The sequence below is a fragment of the Mastigocoleus testarum BC008 genome (genome assembly GCF_001456025.1).
Classification (GTDB): domain Bacteria; phylum Cyanobacteriota; class Cyanobacteriia; order Cyanobacteriales; family Nostocaceae; genus Mastigocoleus; species Mastigocoleus testarum.
Map to the genome: position 1 here is coordinate 108547 of NZ_LMTZ01000092.1, position 18499 is coordinate 127045.

14 protein-coding genes are annotated in these 18499 nt (G+C 38.0%); 5 read left to right on the plus strand and 9 right to left on the minus strand.

All coding sequences use genetic code 11. The features are described 5' to 3' along the window. Window positions 1-307 precede the first annotated feature (307 nt). Entirely contained in the window at window positions 308-1225 is a 918-nt protein-coding gene (locus BC008_RS18610) for a LysR family transcriptional regulator (protein WP_027843913.1), read from the plus strand. Between the two features lie 567 nt (window positions 1226-1792). Beyond that, window positions 1793-3448: a mucoidy inhibitor MuiA family protein gene (locus BC008_RS18615; RefSeq protein WP_153009608.1), complete on the plus strand. Its 1656-nt coding sequence runs from the start codon at window positions 1793-1795 to the stop codon at window positions 3446-3448. A 73-nt stretch (window positions 3449-3521) separates the two neighbouring features. On the opposite strand, the gene BC008_RS18620 is transcribed toward BC008_RS18615, so the two are convergent. The 7 genes from BC008_RS18620 to BC008_RS18645 all read right to left on the minus strand — a co-directional run bounded on the left by BC008_RS18620 (window position 3522) and on the right by BC008_RS18645 (window position 9530). Further along, complete coding sequence (locus BC008_RS18620; RefSeq protein WP_027843915.1) at window positions 3522-4460, minus strand: hypothetical protein; 939 nt, start codon at window positions 4458-4460, stop codon at window positions 3522-3524. A gap of 3 nt (window positions 4461-4463) precedes the next feature. Then, complete coding sequence (locus tag BC008_RS18625) at window positions 4464-5588, minus strand: DUF3696 domain-containing protein (protein WP_027843916.1); 1125 nt, start codon at window positions 5586-5588, stop codon at window positions 4464-4466. Continuing rightward, entirely contained in the window at window positions 5585-6712 is a 1128-nt protein-coding gene (locus BC008_RS18630) for a DUF262 domain-containing protein (protein ID WP_027843917.1), read from the minus strand. Before BC008_RS18630 ends, BC008_RS18625 begins: the two co-directional genes overlap by 4 nt. Window positions 6713-6892: 180 nt before the next feature. Beyond that, window positions 6893-7825, minus strand: coding sequence for a methylenetetrahydrofolate reductase (locus BC008_RS18635; RefSeq protein ID WP_027843918.1), 933 nt, complete (start codon window positions 7823-7825; stop codon window positions 6893-6895). Window positions 7826-7894: 69 nt separating this feature from the next. Next, window positions 7895-8905 (minus strand): tryptophan--tRNA ligase, encoded by a 1011-nt coding sequence (gene trpS, locus BC008_RS18640; RefSeq protein WP_027843919.1) that lies wholly within the window; start codon window positions 8903-8905, stop codon window positions 7895-7897. A 191-nt stretch (window positions 8906-9096) separates the two neighbouring features. After that, window positions 9097-9261 (minus strand): hypothetical protein, encoded by a 165-nt coding sequence (locus BC008_RS46575; protein WP_161938132.1) that lies wholly within the window; start codon window positions 9259-9261, stop codon window positions 9097-9099. Further along, window positions 9258-9530: a hypothetical protein gene (locus BC008_RS18645; RefSeq protein ID WP_058183720.1), complete on the minus strand. Its 273-nt coding sequence runs from the start codon at window positions 9528-9530 to the stop codon at window positions 9258-9260. The genes BC008_RS46575 and BC008_RS18645 overlap by 4 nt, the downstream gene beginning before the upstream one ends. Between BC008_RS18645 and BC008_RS50570 the strand changes: the two genes are divergently transcribed. Further along, entirely contained in the window at window positions 9529-9672 is a 144-nt protein-coding gene (locus BC008_RS50570) for a hypothetical protein (RefSeq protein ID WP_201026139.1), read from the plus strand. The two genes, BC008_RS18645 and BC008_RS50570, sit on opposite strands and share 2 nt — an antisense overlap. A gap of 124 nt (window positions 9673-9796) precedes the next feature. On the opposite strand, the gene ppc is transcribed toward BC008_RS50570, so the two are convergent. Continuing rightward, window positions 9797-12868 (minus strand): phosphoenolpyruvate carboxylase, encoded by a 3072-nt coding sequence (gene ppc, locus BC008_RS18650; RefSeq protein WP_027845991.1) that lies wholly within the window; start codon window positions 12866-12868, stop codon window positions 9797-9799. Between the two features lie 249 nt (window positions 12869-13117). Continuing rightward, the gene (locus BC008_RS18655; protein WP_027845992.1) at window positions 13118-13345 is read right to left on the minus strand and encodes a hypothetical protein; all 228 of its coding nucleotides are present in this window, start codon (window positions 13343-13345) and stop codon (window positions 13118-13120) included. Window positions 13346-13562: 217 nt separating this feature from the next. On the opposite strand from BC008_RS18655, the gene BC008_RS18660 reads away from it, so the two are divergent. Together BC008_RS18660 and BC008_RS18665 are read left to right on the plus strand one after the other, a co-directional pair. Further along, window positions 13563-16487 (plus strand): hypothetical protein, encoded by a 2925-nt coding sequence (locus BC008_RS18660; protein ID WP_027845993.1) that lies wholly within the window; start codon window positions 13563-13565, stop codon window positions 16485-16487. Window positions 16488-16723: 236 nt separating this feature from the next. Then, window positions 16724-18226 carry an MBOAT family O-acyltransferase gene (locus BC008_RS18665; RefSeq protein ID WP_027844252.1) on the plus strand — a complete coding sequence of 501 codons (1503 nt, stop codon included), beginning with the start codon at window positions 16724-16726 and terminating at the stop codon, window positions 18224-18226. Window positions 18227-18499: the final 273 nt, after the last annotated feature.

Here is an 18499-nt window from a genome sequence, read left to right on the forward strand (position 1 = left end):
AAAAGAAAAAAAAAACGTTGTAGCCAACCTAGTGGGAGAAGGTTAATACAACGTTTTTATTAATATCCCCCGAAACACACCATGTTAAGTGATGTGTAACTTTGGCTGGAAGGCATCTTACGCTTTGCTTGCTAATTTGATAATAGCTCCTTAGAACCATAAAGGGAATACCGTTATAATGATAAGTAGCATAGATAAAAATCTATGATCCAACCCCCATGTTCTCGTCTCCTCGCAGATGCAGCATATGTAGGGGTGTAGTGATACTAGAACAATAAATTCAATTACTTTTGCAGGAGAGTTTAACTTGAACCAAGTAACACTACATCAGTTAAGAGTGTTCGAAGCCGCAGCACGACATGCAAGTTTTACTCGTGCAGCAGAAGAACTTTTTCTTACCCAACCTACTGTTTCAATGCAAATCAAGCAATTAACCAAAGCAGTAGGACTACCATTGTTTGAACAGGTTGGTAAGCGTTTGTTCCTGACAGAAGCAGGGAGAGAATTATTTTCTACTTGCTTGTCAGTATTTGATACTTTGGCTCAGTTCGACATGAAAGTAGCCGATCTCAAGGGTTTAAAACAGGGACAATTACGTCTATCAGCGATTACCACCGCCAAATATTTTGTTCCCCGTTTGTTGGGTCCATTTTGCCAACTATATCCGGGAATTGATATTTCACTTCAAGTTACAAATCATGAAGGTATTCTCGAACGGATGGGTAATAACCAAGATGATTTGTATATCATGACAAGAGTTCCTGAAAATATTGATGTTAGCTATCAACCATTTTTAGAAAATCCTTTAGTGGTTTTAGCACCTAAAAATCATCCCCTCGCAAAGGAGAAAAATATTCCCATTCAACGCCTGAGTGAGGAAGCATTTATTATGCGAGAACCAGGTTCAGGAACGCGCAAAGCGGTACAAAGTCTACTGAAAGAACATGACGTAAAAGTCAAAGTTAAGTTAGAACTAGGTAGTAACGAAGCAATTAAGCAAGCAATTGCTGGCGGTTTAGGAATTTCAGTTTTATCCCGTCACACATTGATTCCATACAAAGGTGATATAGCCATTTTAGATGTGGAATATTTTCCCATCCAGGGTCACTGGTACGTTGTTCATCCATCAGGTAAACAACTATCTATAGTTGCTAAGACTTATTGTGAATATCTCTTAGATGCAGTTAAGCAGATTAGAGATGAAAGTGTAACTATTCCTGCTTAATTTTTCCAAAACGCAGTAAAAAGATTCTCGAAAATATCAACTTGATTTTGTGAAATTACCAGAGAAAACAATGTTCCCCCCTGAAACCACCATATGCTGTTCCCATAAAAAGTTCAGGAGTAATTAGCAGATGATTCGGTTTTTGGAATTCAGCAGATAGTTCTAGTTAGACAAATATCTACTTACTGTCTTCTGAATTCTAAATTCTGAATTCTATATTCTATAATTCTGAGCTTTATATTCTGAATTTTTAATTCTATATTTTAAATTTTATATATTAAACTTTATATATTAAATTATAAGCCTTACATTCTAAACTCTAATTTATAAAATCTCTATTTGCCAACATAAACTCTATACTTAAATTTGATACATATTATCAACTTTTCAATCAAAATACTAAAAAATATTAATTATCTATACTAAAAATAAAACTAAGAAAAATTAAATATTCATACATTTTCCTGAGAATTAATTATTAAAAATTCATGATCGGTGAAAGATTGACTTTAGAAGTTCTCAATACTAAAAATAAAAAAAAGAAAATAATTAAAAATAAAGAGGAAAATGGTGGTGATAGAATCAGACTTAGAAATTGATAGACAAACTCTAGAAAGCCGGATTATTGCAGTCACTGTCTATAAAAAACAAGCTTTAGTAACCCGCACAGCAAAGGCAGAGTTAACCGGAGAGGAAAGTGTTTTAATAATTAATCAATTGCCAGTAACTCTCAAACCTGAATCAGTACGTGTCAAAGGAAGTGGTAAAATACCAGTACGTCTACTCACGGTAAATACTGAAAAAAACTATTCAACAGAATCGATAATTGAACGACAAACACAGATCGAAAGACAAATAAAACATTTAGAAGCTCAAAAACGTAATTTACAAGCACAAGTAGATGCTTTAAGCTTGCAATCTAAATTTATTGAGGGTTTACGGGAGAAAGCTGAAGAACAATTTTCTGTGAGTCTGGCACGGAAAAATATGAGTCTGAGTGAAACTTTGGACTTAGTCAATTTTTTAGGAAGTCAATATAGCGAATATGCTATTGCAACAGGGGAATACAAGAGTCAGCAAAAAGAAATAGATAAACAAATTGAAGCACTAAAACTACAGTTGCAATCTCTACAAACGCCAAATTCAACTAGCGATTTCAGTTTGTTTATTGCAATAGAACCAGCAGGAAGTGGTGAATTCGAGCTAGAAATTTCTTATGTAGTCACGGGTGCAACTTGGACTCCCCTCTATGATTTAAGAGTTGATAGTGTAAGCCACAGTGTTTACTTGAGTTATTTGGCTGAAATCTCTCAAAATAGTGGTGAAGACTGGAATAATGTTGCCTTAACACTTTCTACAGCTAAACCGGGTTTGGGTACCCTACCACCACAATTAAAGCCTTGGTATATTGATAAACCTGCTGTACCGGTTGCTGTTCAACAGAAACGAAGATCCCTTTCACGTTCCTACTCAATGAATCCTGATGATTATGAGGAATCTTCAGAAGAAATTGCTTTTTCATTAGAAATGGCTGAAGAAGAAACAAATAATGAAAGTGAAGCTTTAATTGGAGCAGAAAGTCTTAATGGTAAGGTATCTAAGCAAGGGAATGTTGTTACCTTCAAGTTAAAAAATAAAAGTAATATTCTCAGTGATGGTACGCCTCACAAAACAACAATTTTTCATGATGATTACCCTTGCTGTTTTGATTATGTAACAATGCCCCGTTTAGTCAGCTTTGCTTATTTACAAGCAAACGTGAAAAATAGTTTGAATGGTGCGACCTTATTACCTGGGAAAGCCAATATATTTCGTGACGATGTATTTGTCGGAACGACTAAAATCGCAAATACTGTTGCTGGTGAAGAGTTTAAATTAAATTTAGGTATTGATGAAGGGTTAAAAATTGAACGTGAGTTAGTGGAGCGTCAAGTTGATAAAAAACTGATTGGTAATAATCGCAAAATAACTTATACCTACAAGTTAGTAATTACTAATTTATTGCAACATGAAGCTAATTTAAAGTTATTTGAGCAACTACCGGTTAGTCGCAACGAGCAAATCAAAGTTCGTCTCAGTCGTACTAGTCCCCAGATTAATCCAAGTGAAATGGGAATTTTGAGTTGGGATTTAATAATTCCATTTGAAGGTAAGCAAGATATATTTTATCAGTTTACGGTGGAGCATCCACCCCATTTTACCGTTGTTGGTTTGGACATTTAGATATTCTTTTGCCTTAGATCAACTTATTTTATCAGCAAAATTGAAAATTGTTTAAATTAATTTAAAAACTGATTTATTGAATTTTAGGACCAATGTAACCAATAATTATTTTTCCTGGTCCTAATTCCGTGCAAAAATGAAGCCTCCATGCTCCTGGTGTCATGCGTGCATGTAAACTAAATACACGTTTTTTGCCATCAGAACATTCAAAAGTAAGTTTATCCTTGAATTGGTTAAGTCTTGATTCGCTTTCAGGAGTTACCTTACTGGGTAAAGCATCGGAGTCAAAAGCTCCATTTTTCCAAGTTTTACAATACTCTTCAAGTTCGAGTAAACGTTTTAATACTTGTGTAAGCATTGGTTTGCCAGTATCAAGGGACTGAATTTGCTTACTTACATCATCGCAAAATTCCAAGCTGGGAAATAATTCTTGTCTTCGACTCCAAAGTTGTTCTCCGTTCGTAACTTCTGTACGGATACGATTTTTGATCCAATCAGCATGTACGAGAACATGATTGTGGCAACTAGCATGTACGATTTTGACGGTTTCATCTACGACTTCTTGATTTGCGTCAATTCTTATAATTTCTAAACTTAAATAACAACAATTCCAGCGTTTTTCAGAATTGAAACTGATAGGAAGAGCATCAATAATTAAAGCAAATCCTATTCCTCTTACTAGTTCTCCTTGATGTTTAATGTCTGATAAATCAAATTCATCTTTAAATTCTTCAAATACATCAGTCCAAAAAGGAGCTTTGGTTACCAGAGTTTTGAAAAATCGACTTTCTTCTCTATCTACTTTTGGATCATTACGCCACTGAGAAATGCGATAATTAGGTGCAAGCTCCAAAGAGTGTATCTCATCGGAAGTGCGGAGTACTCGATTTGCACCATTAGCTGTTGCTTGACGCAAAGTACCAATCAACTGAGACATTAGTTGTCTTGCTTCGTAACGATCACCTACAGGAGTTTTGAGAGAAAGTTCATTTAAAACCATCTCTAAGTCCATACTCTATTCTCCCGCTGGTTCCAATAAAGCGTCTAAACTTTTATCCCACTCATCAAAAAAACCATCTGGCCATTTATCAATTCTGCCATTTCTATCAATCTGTGGGGATACCACTTCAGTAAAAGTTAGTTCTCTTTGTTGTCGGCGTTGTAGGTAATGCAGCCGTACATCTTCTGGAGCAAGCTTAGCATCATGAACTGCAAGACGAATACCATTCAAAACATGGTCACTATGTGTTTCTATTACCACTTGAATACCGCAACTAGCAGCAAGTGCTAACAATTCTCCCATTTTGGCTTGCCCTTTGGGGTGGAGATGAGCTTCTGGGTTCTCAACCAGGATAAGTGTACCAGGTTCAGATGACAAAATGGCTACAATAATAGGTAATGTATAACTAATTCCAAATCCGACGTTAGTTGCACGATAAGTATTACTATCTCCGTAAGAATATTGCAAATTTATTAAATCTATATCTGTATTTGAGTTAATTGTGATGCGCGTACCGGGACTCACTTCTCTCATCCATCCCTCAACTTGATCTATCAGATCCATTGATTTTGCCCGTGGATACTTGAGATAATTTATAGGAATTGATTGGCGTCCATAAATATTAAGAAAGTGTGCTGTGTATTCTCCCTTTATACCAAGTTGTCTAAGCCGTCTAACTTTATAATCTGACATTTCATTAACTAGGCGAGGACCAATACGTTCTGCTTGCAGATAATGAAATTTTTTCCTGAAAAGATTGGATAGGTAAACTGCATCATCAACTTTTGTTGACGTAAAATCTAAATCTAGAAAATCTGTCTCTTTTTTCTCTAATTCATATTTAAAGCGCCAAATTCCCTTACTTTTATCTTCCCGAGTTAGGTCAAAACCTATGCAATCTTCTTTTGCACTTTCGCAAAAGGCATCTTGAGCATTACCAATACCTACCAAATCACCATTTAACGCTAAACCTATTTCTTGTAATAATTCCTGCTGATAAGACTGACGCAGAAGTAATAATGATTGCATTACGGAAGATTTACCAGTGCTATTTAGACCAGAAAGTAAGGTCAGTGATTTAAACTCGAATACTTGATTTTCAAAAGCTTTGAAATTTATCAACCGTAACAGATGAATCATAATAATACTTCCTGAATTATTTTTTCAATCGTGCTAAATCTATACTCGACTTTATTCGCAGCCTGAGAAATAGATGCAAGAAATTCTTTATCATTATCTGATTTACTAATAAATTTACGTATCAATTCTTTTTTGTGAATCTTTAATGTTTCAATTTTTTGCTCATTAAGTTCACTAAGATTTACTGACCAGGCTTCAAATAATGCTTTATTTAGTGGGAATTTTCTTTTATTGCTAGACTGCTTACGAAATGCATTATCACCAAAAATATCGAATGCTGCAATCATTGCTTTTTTAAAATCATTTTCAATATTATTGAGTTCTATTTCAGATAATTGATTTGCTTTGACTAACCCTTGATTCAGAAATGTATCCCGATCGCCATCTTGATGTTTTTTGTAAGAAGTTAGCTTAAAAGCTAGAAAACCAAGAATAAATTCTCGATCGTCCATTCTTTTTTTACGAGATTCACCAAGTTTAACAACACGTGTAAATTCTCTACATTTTGTAAGTTTTTCTAAGAATTTAGTCGCTTGACCGGGATTTAAAGCATGACGTAATTCTTGATTAGAAAGAGGTATTCCCCCCGTATTAATACGTTTGAAAATATTATATTTAACTTCAACAGGAGTACCTTTTGCTATCAGATAAACTGTAACCTGAGTTTCTTCTATACGTCGCTGATATCTACGCTCTAATTCATCATAGGTTTTTCCTTCTAACTCAATCAGGTATTCTAGTCCAGTCAATTTAAGAGTTCGATCACTAACAAATTGCTTCAGAGTAGATAATCTTTGCAAACCATCTACAACTAACCATTCTTCTTCGTTTGTGCCATCTATATAAAAAGCTGGCAATGGAATTCTAATCAGAATAGATTCAATTAAACGACTTTTAGCTTCTGTATCCCATATACCTGCTTGCCGTTGAAAATCAGGTGCTAAATTGAGAGCTTCTTCATCAATTCGCCTTAATAATAGATCGATAGTTGGTTCTTTGGTTACAATATTTATTTGTTCTGGATCGTAGTTAAAAGTCCTTTTTTCATATTCTTCTTCATTTTCTTCATCTAAAGATTCTTCATCCAAATATTCGAGATGAATTTGTTTATTTAACTCTGTCACCACATAAACTCCTTACTATTAACACTCATAAAATCTTTGGCGGATAAATTAATTATCGAGAGATAGCATACTTCGATGGTACAGTTTCCCAAACACTTAAAGACGCGAATTTGCGTCACTCTGATAAGAGCCAGCAAAAACGCGTCTCTAGTTTAAGTTTTTTCTGTATTTACCTGTATTTTAAGCCGCTACAATTTCATTATTAACAGGCTTAACCCCAGCCATATCTAAAATTGGGGAAATCAAATCTTCCCGCTTCACCGCCATCATATGTACTCCTTGACATAATTGACGTGCAATAACCACTTGTTCTGCAGCGATTTTCATCCCTTCTTCTAAAGGTTCTTTAGCTCTTTCCAAGCGATCAATGATATGTTCGGGAATATTGACTCCCGGAACAGCACGATTAATAAATCGGGCATTTTTTGCTGATTTAAGCAGAAAAATTCCAGCCAAAATCGGTTTGTTTGAACCTGCGGCTATTTGGGTCATAAATTTATCCAGTCGCTCGAAGTCCGTAATTAGCTGACTTTGGAAAAATTGTGCACCGGATTTCAATTTACGTTCAAATCGACTTTGTAAACCAGACCAACTACGACATTGTGGATCTACTGCTGCACCTGCAAATAAATCTGTAGCACCATCGGGTAAAGGTTTTTCGTTATAATCTATACCTTTGTTAAGTTTGCCGATAATTTGCAGTAAGCGGGTAGATTCTACATCAAATACACCTTTAGCATCGGGATGATCGCCTACTTTCACCGGATCGCCCGTTAAAGCCAAGATGTTACGAATACCTAAAGCATGAGCGCCCATCAAATCAGCTTGCAAACCAATTTTATTGCGATCGCGGCATGCAACTTGACAAATTGGTTCAATTCCATGTTGTAGTAAGATAACGGATGCAGTTAACGAAGACATCCGCATCACAGCACGACTACCATCGGTAATGTTGACAGCATGAACTCTCCCCTTAAGAGTCGCCGCCATATTTATCATGTGTTGTGGGTTACCTCCTTTTGGTGGAGCGACCTCCGCAGTCACCAGAAATTCTCCTGCTTCAACTGCTTTACGGAAACAGGTCAGAGGTATTTGGTTATGGGTATTAGGCATAATATAAAAAAAGACTGACATTTCCAGTCTAAAAAATTATGCGGAACAAAAGTTACAAAGGTTTGGAAATTATAAAGGTTTAGAAAAACCTAAAGCAGCTTTGACTTGTGCGAGGGTTTCTTGGGCGACTACCTCTGCTTTTTCTCGTCCTTCTCGTAATACAGACTCCAAATAACTTTTATCATCCATTACCGCCTGATATTTATCTTGGATTGGTTTAAGGGCGTTAATTGTGGTTTCTGTTAACAAAGGTTTAAATTTACCCCAACCCATATCCTGACATTCTGCTGTAACTTCTTGTTTTGTTTTGCCAGCAAGCAGCATATACAATGTCAGCAAATTGTTACATTCAGGACGTTCTGGATTATCAAATTCCAAACCCCGCACTGGATCTGTTTTACATTTTTTGATTTTCTTTGTGATTTCATCTGGCGGGTCCAGTAAGTTAATTCGACTCAAATCCGACGGGTCGGACTTGGACATTTTCTTGGTTCCGTCTGTTAAACTCATCACTCTCGCCCCTTCTTTACGAATTAAGGGTTCTGGTAATTTCAAGATTGGTTTTTCTGGTGTACCAAATTGGTGATTAATTCTGTTAACTATATCTCGCGTCAACTCTAAATGTTGTTTTTGATCTTCGCCCACAGGTACTTTATCAGCTTGATAAAGTAAAATATCTGCCGCCATCAGTACGGGATAATCTAACAAGCCCACACTGACATTTTCCCCTTGCTTAAGCGCTTTTTCCTTAAACTGAATCATATCTTCGAGCCAGTTAAGGGGTGTAATACAGTTAAATAACCAAGTCAGTTCGCTATGGGCAGAAATATGAGATTGAATAAAAATAGTAGAATGATTTAAATCCAGTCCGCAAGCAAGATATAACGCCGCTAAGGTATAACTGTTATTTGCTAAAGTTTTTGGATCTTGCGGTACGGTAATAGCGTGTAAATCTACGACACAAAAATAGTTATCGTACTGGTCTTGAATTTCTACCCAGTTACGAATTGCTCCTAAATAATTACCTAAGTGTAAATTACCGGTTGGTTGGACGCCCGAAAGAACTCTTTGCCTATTCATAAATTTTAGTTTTTGGCCATATTAAATTTACGCTATATGACGGCGCGTTTCAAAATCATTACCTCTGCTCCTGACCTCTGATACTAAATCCGAGTTAATTACGCCTTTTAAGAATGAGAGGGGGAGGTGTGGGAAGTGTGGGAAGTGTGGGAAGTGTGGGAAGTGTGGGGAGTGTGGGAAGTGTGGGAAGTCTAGTGATTAGTGACTCTTGACTCCTGACTTCTGACTTCTGACTCCTGACTTCTGACTCCTGACTTCTGACTCCTGACTTCTGACTCCTGACTTCTGACTCCTGATTTCTGACTCCTGATTTCTGACTCCTGACTCCTGACTTCTGACTCCTGACTTTTTTTCAACGACGTAACTGACGCGTACCCAAACCAGCAAAAAATGCACCCAAAATAGTTCCAGTCCAGATCCCCGATGTACTTCCTTGCCAACCTTTATACATTGATTCTGGTGAAGTTTGGAGATTACACATCATTTTGCCAATTTCCCAAGTTTGATTTCGACACCTTTGGGATGGAAGAGAAGAAGCTATTTGCCAACCAATAAAGCTACCAAATAAACCGCAGGTAATGGCACAAAAGCTACAAATCATCATTCTTTTACGGGAGTTTTTCATGGGGATTGGGGATTGGCGATTTGGGATTGGCGATTTGGGACTGGCGATTTGGGACTGGCGATTTGGGACTTTAAACGGCGGTTTACAACCTTCGGCAGAACTATTTATTTTTCTTCTGAGAATTAAACAGCCCTTCTGCTAGGTTAGGGGAGATAAAAATTTGAAATATTTGTAACTGTAGCTTACATTAGCAAACCAATCGCCAATCCCTAGTCCCTATATGCCGCAAGGCGGCACGCAGTGCTATGCCCAGTCGAACCCCCCGCTCAACCAGTATTTCTCATACCAGCAGCGATACCATTAATGGTTAATAATGCTCCGCGCAGTAGTTCGCCCTTACTGTAACGGGAGTCAATTACACCAGAAGTGTAACTACTGTTCCGTGACTGACGCAGGCGTTTGAGTAAGGATACCTGAATAAAGCCTAAGGGAACAATAGTACCGTTACGCAATTGTACCGAACGTTGCAATACTGGATCGCCGTCAAGTAATGTTTCATGTCCGGTAATTTGTAACACTAGATCCCTTGTAAGATGAAATTCTCTGAGGATTTGTTCAAATACCTTATCAAATCGAGCTTTGTTTTCAGTCTTAGATAGTTCTTCTACGTAATGACGCGCCATTTGAATGTCAACTTTCGCCAAGGTCATTTCTGCTTTAGAAATTACCATCTTGAAGAAAGGCCATTTCATATAAAAATACCTGAGTAATTCCATGTTTTCCTCAGGTGCTTCATCCAAGAATGCTTTTAATGCTGTGCCGATACCATACCATGCAGGTAGTAAGAACCTGGTTTGCGTCCAGCTAAAGACCCAAGGGATTGCTCGCAGACTGCTCAAACCTTTATTACCAGAAGGACGACGGGCGGGACGAGAACTAATTTGTAATTGACTAATTTCCTCAATTGGAGTTACTTCGTGGAAAAAGTCAATAAAATCCGGTTGTTCATAAATCAAAGAACGATAGTGAGACCGCGATCGCGCTGCTAATTCTTCCATAATTTGGTTCCACGGCTCGATGTCGTCAAAACCGGTACGCAATAAACTGGCTTGAACGACTGCGGTGGTAATGGTTTCTAGGTTATACAGCGCTAAATCTTGTAAGGAGTATTTGGATGCTAAAACTTCTCCTTGCTCGGTAATTTTAATTCGCCCGTTAATACTGTGACCGGGTTGTGCCAAAATCGCTTCGTAGGCTGGACCGCCACCTCGTCCCACAGAACCGCCCCGTCCGTGGAAAATTCGCAGATCAATACCATATTCCTCGGCAATGGATTGCAGCGATTTTTGGGCTTTATGGATCTCCCAATTACTACTGAGAAAACCGGAGTCTTTATTACTGTCGGAATACCCCAACATTACTTCTTGTAAATTTGGGGTTAATCCATAGGATATTGGCGTATGGTCTTGTTTATTATCTGTTTGTAACTTCTTAAAAGCCACATAACCACCTGCAAGTAAGGCGCGGTAAAGTGGTAGTTCGAATAATTCCCGCATTACTGTACAGGAACGTTGTAAATCTTCCACCGTTTCAAATAACGGTACTACCTGAATGCTACCGATTGCCGTTCCGGGGTCATAAAGTCCGGCTTCTTTTGCCAATAATAATACCTCTAAAACATCACTCACTTCACGACACATACTGATAATGTAGGTTTGGCAAATATTTTCACCAAACTCCTGTTGCAGCGATCGCACCAAACGCATGGTTTGAATGATGTCGTTGGTTTTCTCTGAAAATGGCAGTTCTCCAGGAATTAAAGGACGACGAGTTCTCAGTTCTTCGATCAACCAATTTACTCTTTCAGTTTCCGAAAGTTCGTTGTATGGTCGTTCCAGACATCCTAAATATTCGCAAACTTCGTTGATGGTATCGGAGTGACGAGTTGATTCTTGACGAACATCCAATTTGGTCAAATTAAAGCCGAAAATTTCAGCTTGACAAATTAGATTGTCTAACTCCTGACAACTTAAACCTGTTTCGGCTAAATTCCGTTGAATTAAAAGCAATTCTGCCAAAAATTCCGCTCCTGAATTGTAAACCGGAGTTTGGTCGTCTTTGAGCGTTTCTCTTTGTCTGACAGCAACATTACGAATGCGAGTGTTTTCTAAGCGTTTGAGAACATAGGCTAACTTGAGGCGATAAGGTTCTTGGCGATATTTTAGCGCTAATTCTTCGTAAACTTGGCTCAGTTGAGATTGCTCTAATTCCAGAGATTCCAGCAAATCTGGAAGGACATCACTCCAATGTAGCGATACACTTAACAACTCAATCAGGTTTCTTACAGAATCGATATACTTGGATAAAACCATCTCGCGTTGGTAGCAAGCAGTTTGCCAAGTAATTTCTGGAGTTACAGATGGGTTTCCATCTCGATCAGAACCTACCCAAGAACCAAAGGTACAAAAATTCTTTCTTGGTGGTTTTAACCAAGGAAAGGTACCCCTCAAAGCATATTGTAATCTTTGGTATAACCCAGGAATGCTCTCAAATAAAACTTCTTGGAAGTAATGCAGTGCGTACTCAACTTCATCTAATACCGATGGTTTGAATTGACGTAACTCGTCTGTACGCCACCACAAACGAATTTCTTCCAATAGCTTATCTCGTAATTCTGATACCTCCCAGGGATATACCCCAGCGACTCGACCTGCATAACGTTTTTCAACAATGTCTAACTGTTGTAGCAATTGGACAACTCGTCGCTGTTTATTGCGGATGGTCGGGCGAACGATTTCTGTGGGATGAGCAGTAAATACCAAGCGCACATCTAGTTGATTAATTAACCTTTGGATGTGACCGGGGGGAACATTAAGTTGAAATAGTTGGGGAAATAATGAAGCAAAAGTTCCGGTTTGCTTCTTGTTTGGCTTTGCGGACCAACTTTTAGTTAGTAAGTCCGAACCCACTCCACTATTAACGGGAGAATTGTCATTGCGATCGCTAGAAGGAGATATTATATTTGGCAAAGTTTCTGCGATCGTTGTTTCTGGTTCTGACTCATAACGAGTTAGTTGCTGTCTTTGCTCGTAGTCCTGTTCTATGATGTTAATCAGCTGAAAATAGAGAGCAAAAGCACGCGCAGCCCTAATTGCTTCGTTGATCCCCAACTGTTCTATCAGTTTAGAGACCCTACTTGCTTGACCATCAATTGCTTGTCCCTCAGGCGAACACAAATCTCGGAGTTGTTTCAAAAGGTCTACCATCTTTTGTCCGCATTCTTCTCGTAACACGGACTCCCATAATTCCTCAACTATTTGGAGTCGATGGCGTAAAAATAAGTCAGATGATGGGTCAATGTGTACATCCCGCTCAGAAGAGTGTAAAAGATAACTCATTCCTCTGTTGTAGTAAAGGCAATTACTGTTGAAAATGTCTGAACTCGCAAGCCAAGGTTATGCAGAAGACCACAAAACCTTGATCACACTAAATTATTTTCGCTAAGTATGTTTTGCGAAAAATATTTTTCATAAGTGTGTTTGTGCGAAGTATATTTTTGCGAAGTTATGATTTGCAAAGTATGTAGATTTTGCAAAGTATGTTTTTGGCAAATTATATTTTGTGAAGTGTATTTGCTTCCTCACAACTCATTTTCCTGTTTGCTCGGGAAAGTCCAGAATTGGGAGGCGTTCGCCCCTGAATAATTCTTCACTTGCTTCTCCCATAGCTTCCATCGTTTGAATAGCAGCTTCTTGTGCCACGAGAGCAGCAAGCATGGAAGCTGTGCCAATTTGTAAAACAAGAGACTGGGGAATGGTAAATATACCAAAGTCCAATCCAACATTTGTAGAGGGGTCGATGGGAACAGAAGGCATAATGACGGTACCTAGCTAGACATTTTTTGGGTTAAGTAAAATCCGAATTTCATAATTCGCTCTGCTTGCAGACGAATAAAACTTTCTTTATTGATTATGCAAGCGATCAAGAGAACAAAAGTGTTAAAAAACTTGAGAGTGTGATAAATCTATGGTTCTAGTTTACAAGTCCCGCGCACAATCCCCCAATATTAACCTTCTGTAAAGTTAACCACCCATGAACACAGTATCACTAGATAGACAAAAAGCATTGGCGCAGTGGGTTAGCCAAGCAACAGGTATTAACTCTGTCGGGGTGAAAATCCGCTTGCGGGGAAATGACCTTCATATTCTTTGTGAAGCGCCTATTTGTCCTCCACGGTGGAAAACCTTATCAGATCTACTCCGAGCTTTGCAGCAAACCGATTTGGAAGCACTTAAGAGTAACGATCAGCCAGCAGTTTACCAAGTTTTTGTCTATGGTCGTCACAAGGAAGAACAACGACCCCAATGGTGTCATCGAGTATTTTTAAATCAGCTTGATAAACACATTGAAGAAGTAGAACGGGCGCTCCTAAATCACAAAAAAAATTCACCAGTATCGAGCGGAGCCATAATTATTTCCAATGAGAGTTTGGCGCGTAAGGGAGACCCTGCGGCAATTGCTCGTTATTTAAGCGAAACCTTAAGTACTTTAGGAGTTGCTGTTAAAGTCAAGGTAAAAAAACAAAGAACTACCGAAAAAGAGGCAGCAAACAAGCAGCGTTTATGGATATTTTGTCAATCACATTATACCCCCGACCCATCATTAATTGCAGAACCAGTAGCTCAAAAACTGCGTAATTTAAATTTATCCAACTACCAAGATGCTGTAATTGCTTCTGGAGTTGTGGGAGAAAAGAACCATGATTGGTTATTACGCATTGATTTAACTCCCCCAGAGGTAATGCTCAAGGAATGGGCGCGTTGGGGGGATATAGAAGCAATTTCGCGTTTGGCAAAAATTTGGTTAAATAAGGAAATTTCGGTTCAAGCTTCTGTTAAAGAATCAACTTTACATATTTTTTGTACCCCTAGGGATCCATCTTCAAGCCAAATTCCCGATAAAGATTTCTGTTTAGAAGCAATTATTCCCCAATTAGAAATTCTCGCACCCCAAGGAATTTCAGCGGCTACGATCTACGGACAAAAAACTGTTAAGTGCGAACCAACTTGGATTGATTGGATATCTCTTCCTGCAGCGGATCATCAAGCTTTAAATATTTCTGTTTTAAAATTAGCAAAATCTGGTGATGAATCAGCGCTACTATTTTTGCTCGAACGCTTGTTAAACCCCGATCTGGACAACCGTCTAGCAACGGGAGGTATTCGGGTGATGCTGTTGCGTAAAGAAGATTTACTGCACGTAATGTGTGATGCACCGATTTGTCCCACCCGTAAAAAAATTGCCAACACAGTAATTGAATTTATTCATAAGTTGCAGGTTCAAGGTGTAACGGGAGCGCGGATATACGGTCGCCGTGCGGGTAACAAAAAACCATTTTGGCAATTTGGAATTGATTTTCAGCCCCGTCAGAGTACAGTACCAGAAGCGCCTCCGGAATTTGCCGCAACTTCTAGTTTTGTCCAAGACTTATTACCATCCCCAGATAGCGAACCAATTCTACGTCCCGATTTAAGCATCGAAGAAGTTCAAACTTTTATTGGTACGCAAACCCAAAAATGGGGCACAACATTCCGAAAGTTTTTATTGTCAACTCAACTGTTCATTGAAAAAGACTCTGCTCCTCAAACAAGTACAGATACTCAAAAGGTATTATTAGCAGGGATCTGGGGTGCTATTGGGATTTTACTGAGCCTGCAGTTGGATTGGGCACTAGGGAAAGCAATCGCGGATTACAGTCAAGCCCAACAATCGAAGGTGTCTGCGAATAGATATGAATTGGTAGAAGAAAGTGCTATTGCAGCTAATCCAATCAAAGGTAAAACAAATTCAAGTAATAGTGACGCTTTTAACCACAATGGATTTACTCAAGCAGGGAAAAAAATAGCTGAAGAACAAAAAAAAGCAAATTCAACAGCAATTCTTTTGGCTGCACGATCGCAAATACCAACATTTAATTCTCGCCAGTTGGACGAGCAATTGGCACTTTACAAGCAGCGTTTAGCAAAAAGTGGTCCCCCAGATGTATTAATTGTTGGTTCTTCTCGGGCTCTCAGAGGTGTAGACCCGGTCGCCTTATCTAAAGCTTTAGCATCTGAAGGTTATCAAGACCTTGATGTATTTAATTTTGGAATTAATGGAGCTACAGTCCAGATAATAGAATTACTCGTAGTTCATGTGCTTAAAGCATCAGAATTACCAAAAATTATTATTTGGGCTGATGGAGTACGTGCGTTTAATAGTGGTAGACCAGACCAAACCTTTGAAACAATTGCAGCATCTGAGGGCTATCAACAGGTTATTCAGGCTAGCGAAGAGAATAGTAAAAATTCCCAAACATCCCAAATATTAGGACAAGAGCTAGATCAGAAAAATCCAAGTGACAATCAAAACATATATCAGGCATTCAATAAACGCTTAAATAGAAGCATTGCAGCATTGTCTGCGACCTATCCTCAAAGGGAACAATTTAAAGGATTGTTGAATCAACAACTCAAAAAAATACCAGCAATTAGTAATTTTTCAAAACATCCAGGAAATTATCCAGAGCAAGATACTAAAATCCCAGCAGTTGATTTTGATGGCTTTTTGGCTTTATCAGTTCGTTTCAAGCCAGAAACTTACTATCAAAATCACCCCAAGGTTACTGGTAGCTATGACAGGGACTACAATAATTTTCGGCTAATGGGAGAACAAGATATCGCTTTGCAAAGAATGTTGAAATATACTGCTTTACGTAAGGTACCTGTGGTATTTATTAACATGCCTTTAACTACTGATTACTTAGACCCTATACGTAGTAAATATGAAGAGGATTTTCGACAATATATTTCAAATATATCAAAAGTAAACAATAATTTTATTTTTCGAGATTTAACGGAACTTTGGCCAGAGAAAAACGATTACTTCTCCGATCCCTCTCACCTGAACCGTTATGGTGCTTATAAAGTTTCCAAAAAGCTTGCAGTAGACCCGATGATTCCTTGGCCAAGAAAATAACTTGTAATATCAGCGAATATACTTGTTAAGAAGTCAGGAGTCAGGAGTCAGGAGTCAGGAGTCAGGAGTCAGGAGTCAGGAGTAATGAAATAGCAATTACCAATTACCAATTACCATATGACGCTTACGCGTCACACCTTGCTAACACTACGCTAGCAGTGCGGGCGCATACCCATTACCAATTACCCATTCCCAATGAAAACAAAATCTCGAAATCTTAATTTAATAATTAAAACATGAATTTTATTTCAGGTATATACGGTCTGTTCTTGTTGAGCATACTGGGTATTTACTGGTCTGTAACACAACAGAAATGGCAGACATGGATTTTATTAGTTGCAAGTTTAGTATTTTATGCATCTTTGCAACCATATTATATTCCACTACTTCTTACACTCATTTTTATTAATTTCCGCCTAGGAAAAGCAATTGGTTATAACACTTCTCCGGGAGAACATTCCTTAGATTGGCGTATCTCTAACGAGCAATGGCAAATAGCCCATTCTGATTGGAATCGTCGTCGTATTAGATTGCTTTGGTTTGGAATCGGCGTTAATATTTTGTTGCTTTATGGTTCTAAATATGTACCGGCAATTCTGAATTTTCTTCAATCAAATAATGCCATTGCAACAAATTTTTCTAGTTTTAAATCTATTGCACCTCTGGGATTTTCATTTTTTATTTTTGAATGTATTGCCTATTTAGTTGATGTTTATCGTGGAGCCCCCGCAACAGAAGAGTTAATTAATTTTGCATCTTATAAATTCTTTTTCGCTAAATTAATTTCTGGACCAATTACTCCTTATCACAATTTTATTTCTCAGTTTAAAAACTTAGAGTCTCCTACCCCTGAAACTGTTGCTGAAGGTTTATGGTTGATTGCTAGAGGAATTGTTAAAAAAGGTATATTTGCAGATAATCTAGCTATTTACGTCGATTTGTGCTTTGGTAATATTCCCAGGGCTGGCAGTATAGATTTATGGTTGGCGATGCTTGCCTATGGTTTGCAACTATATTTAGATTTTAGTGGCTACGTAGATATGGCTCGTGGTAGCGCTTTATTATTTGGCTTAAATTTGCCCAAAAACTTTGATGCTCCTTATCTCAGTACCAGCATTGCTAACTTTTGGCGACGTTGGCATATGACTCTCGGTAGCTGGTTACGTAATTATCTATACTTTCCATTGGGTGGTTCGCGTCAGGGTTTAACGCGTACTTGTATCAACTTGATGATTGTTATGGTTATCGCTGGAATTTGGCATGGCGCTGCATTAGGTTTTGTTGTGTGGGGTACTTATCACGGTTTAGCCTTAGTAGTTCATCGTCTCACTGATAGTGTAAGCAATCGCATATCTTTGCTAAGAATATTTTGGCAGCATCCCATAGGTGTATTCTTTGCTTGGTTATTAACCCAGTTGATGGTATTTACTGCTTGGATTTGGTTCCGTTTACCAAACCTACAAGATTCCCTACTCGTATTTCAGCGACTTTGGGGTCATTCTGCTGATGTTCAATTTTTGCAGAAAGTCTACCTCGAAGCTTTAAGTATGACCCAATATCAATTTATTTACTTACTAGCAATTTTAGCTATTGTGATGGTTTTGGTTTATATTTTAAACCGATATTTAACACTGCAAATTAACTGGCCTTTAAAATTATTATTCGTACCTTTATGTCTGTGGAGTGCTTGGATTTTAGCACCCCAAGGTGCCCTACCTTATATCTATTTTGATTTTTGAATTTTTTTGAATCTTGTTTTTTATTTTTATTTCTGATTTGTGATTTTTGCATCTTGAGTAATAGCTCTAACTGAAATCAGAGGTTTCTCATTTTGCCTAGATTGAGTCAAATTTTTTATTAATTCGTCAAATAAAATCATTTTCAGTGATTTAATTGGCATTTAAGTATTAATACGGTGGATAGTTACTCGGATAAGGCATAAATTTTGATTGGTAACAAAGGTAATTACTTGCAAGAAAATAGGTGCTTTTTGGGGTAATTACAATTAGCGT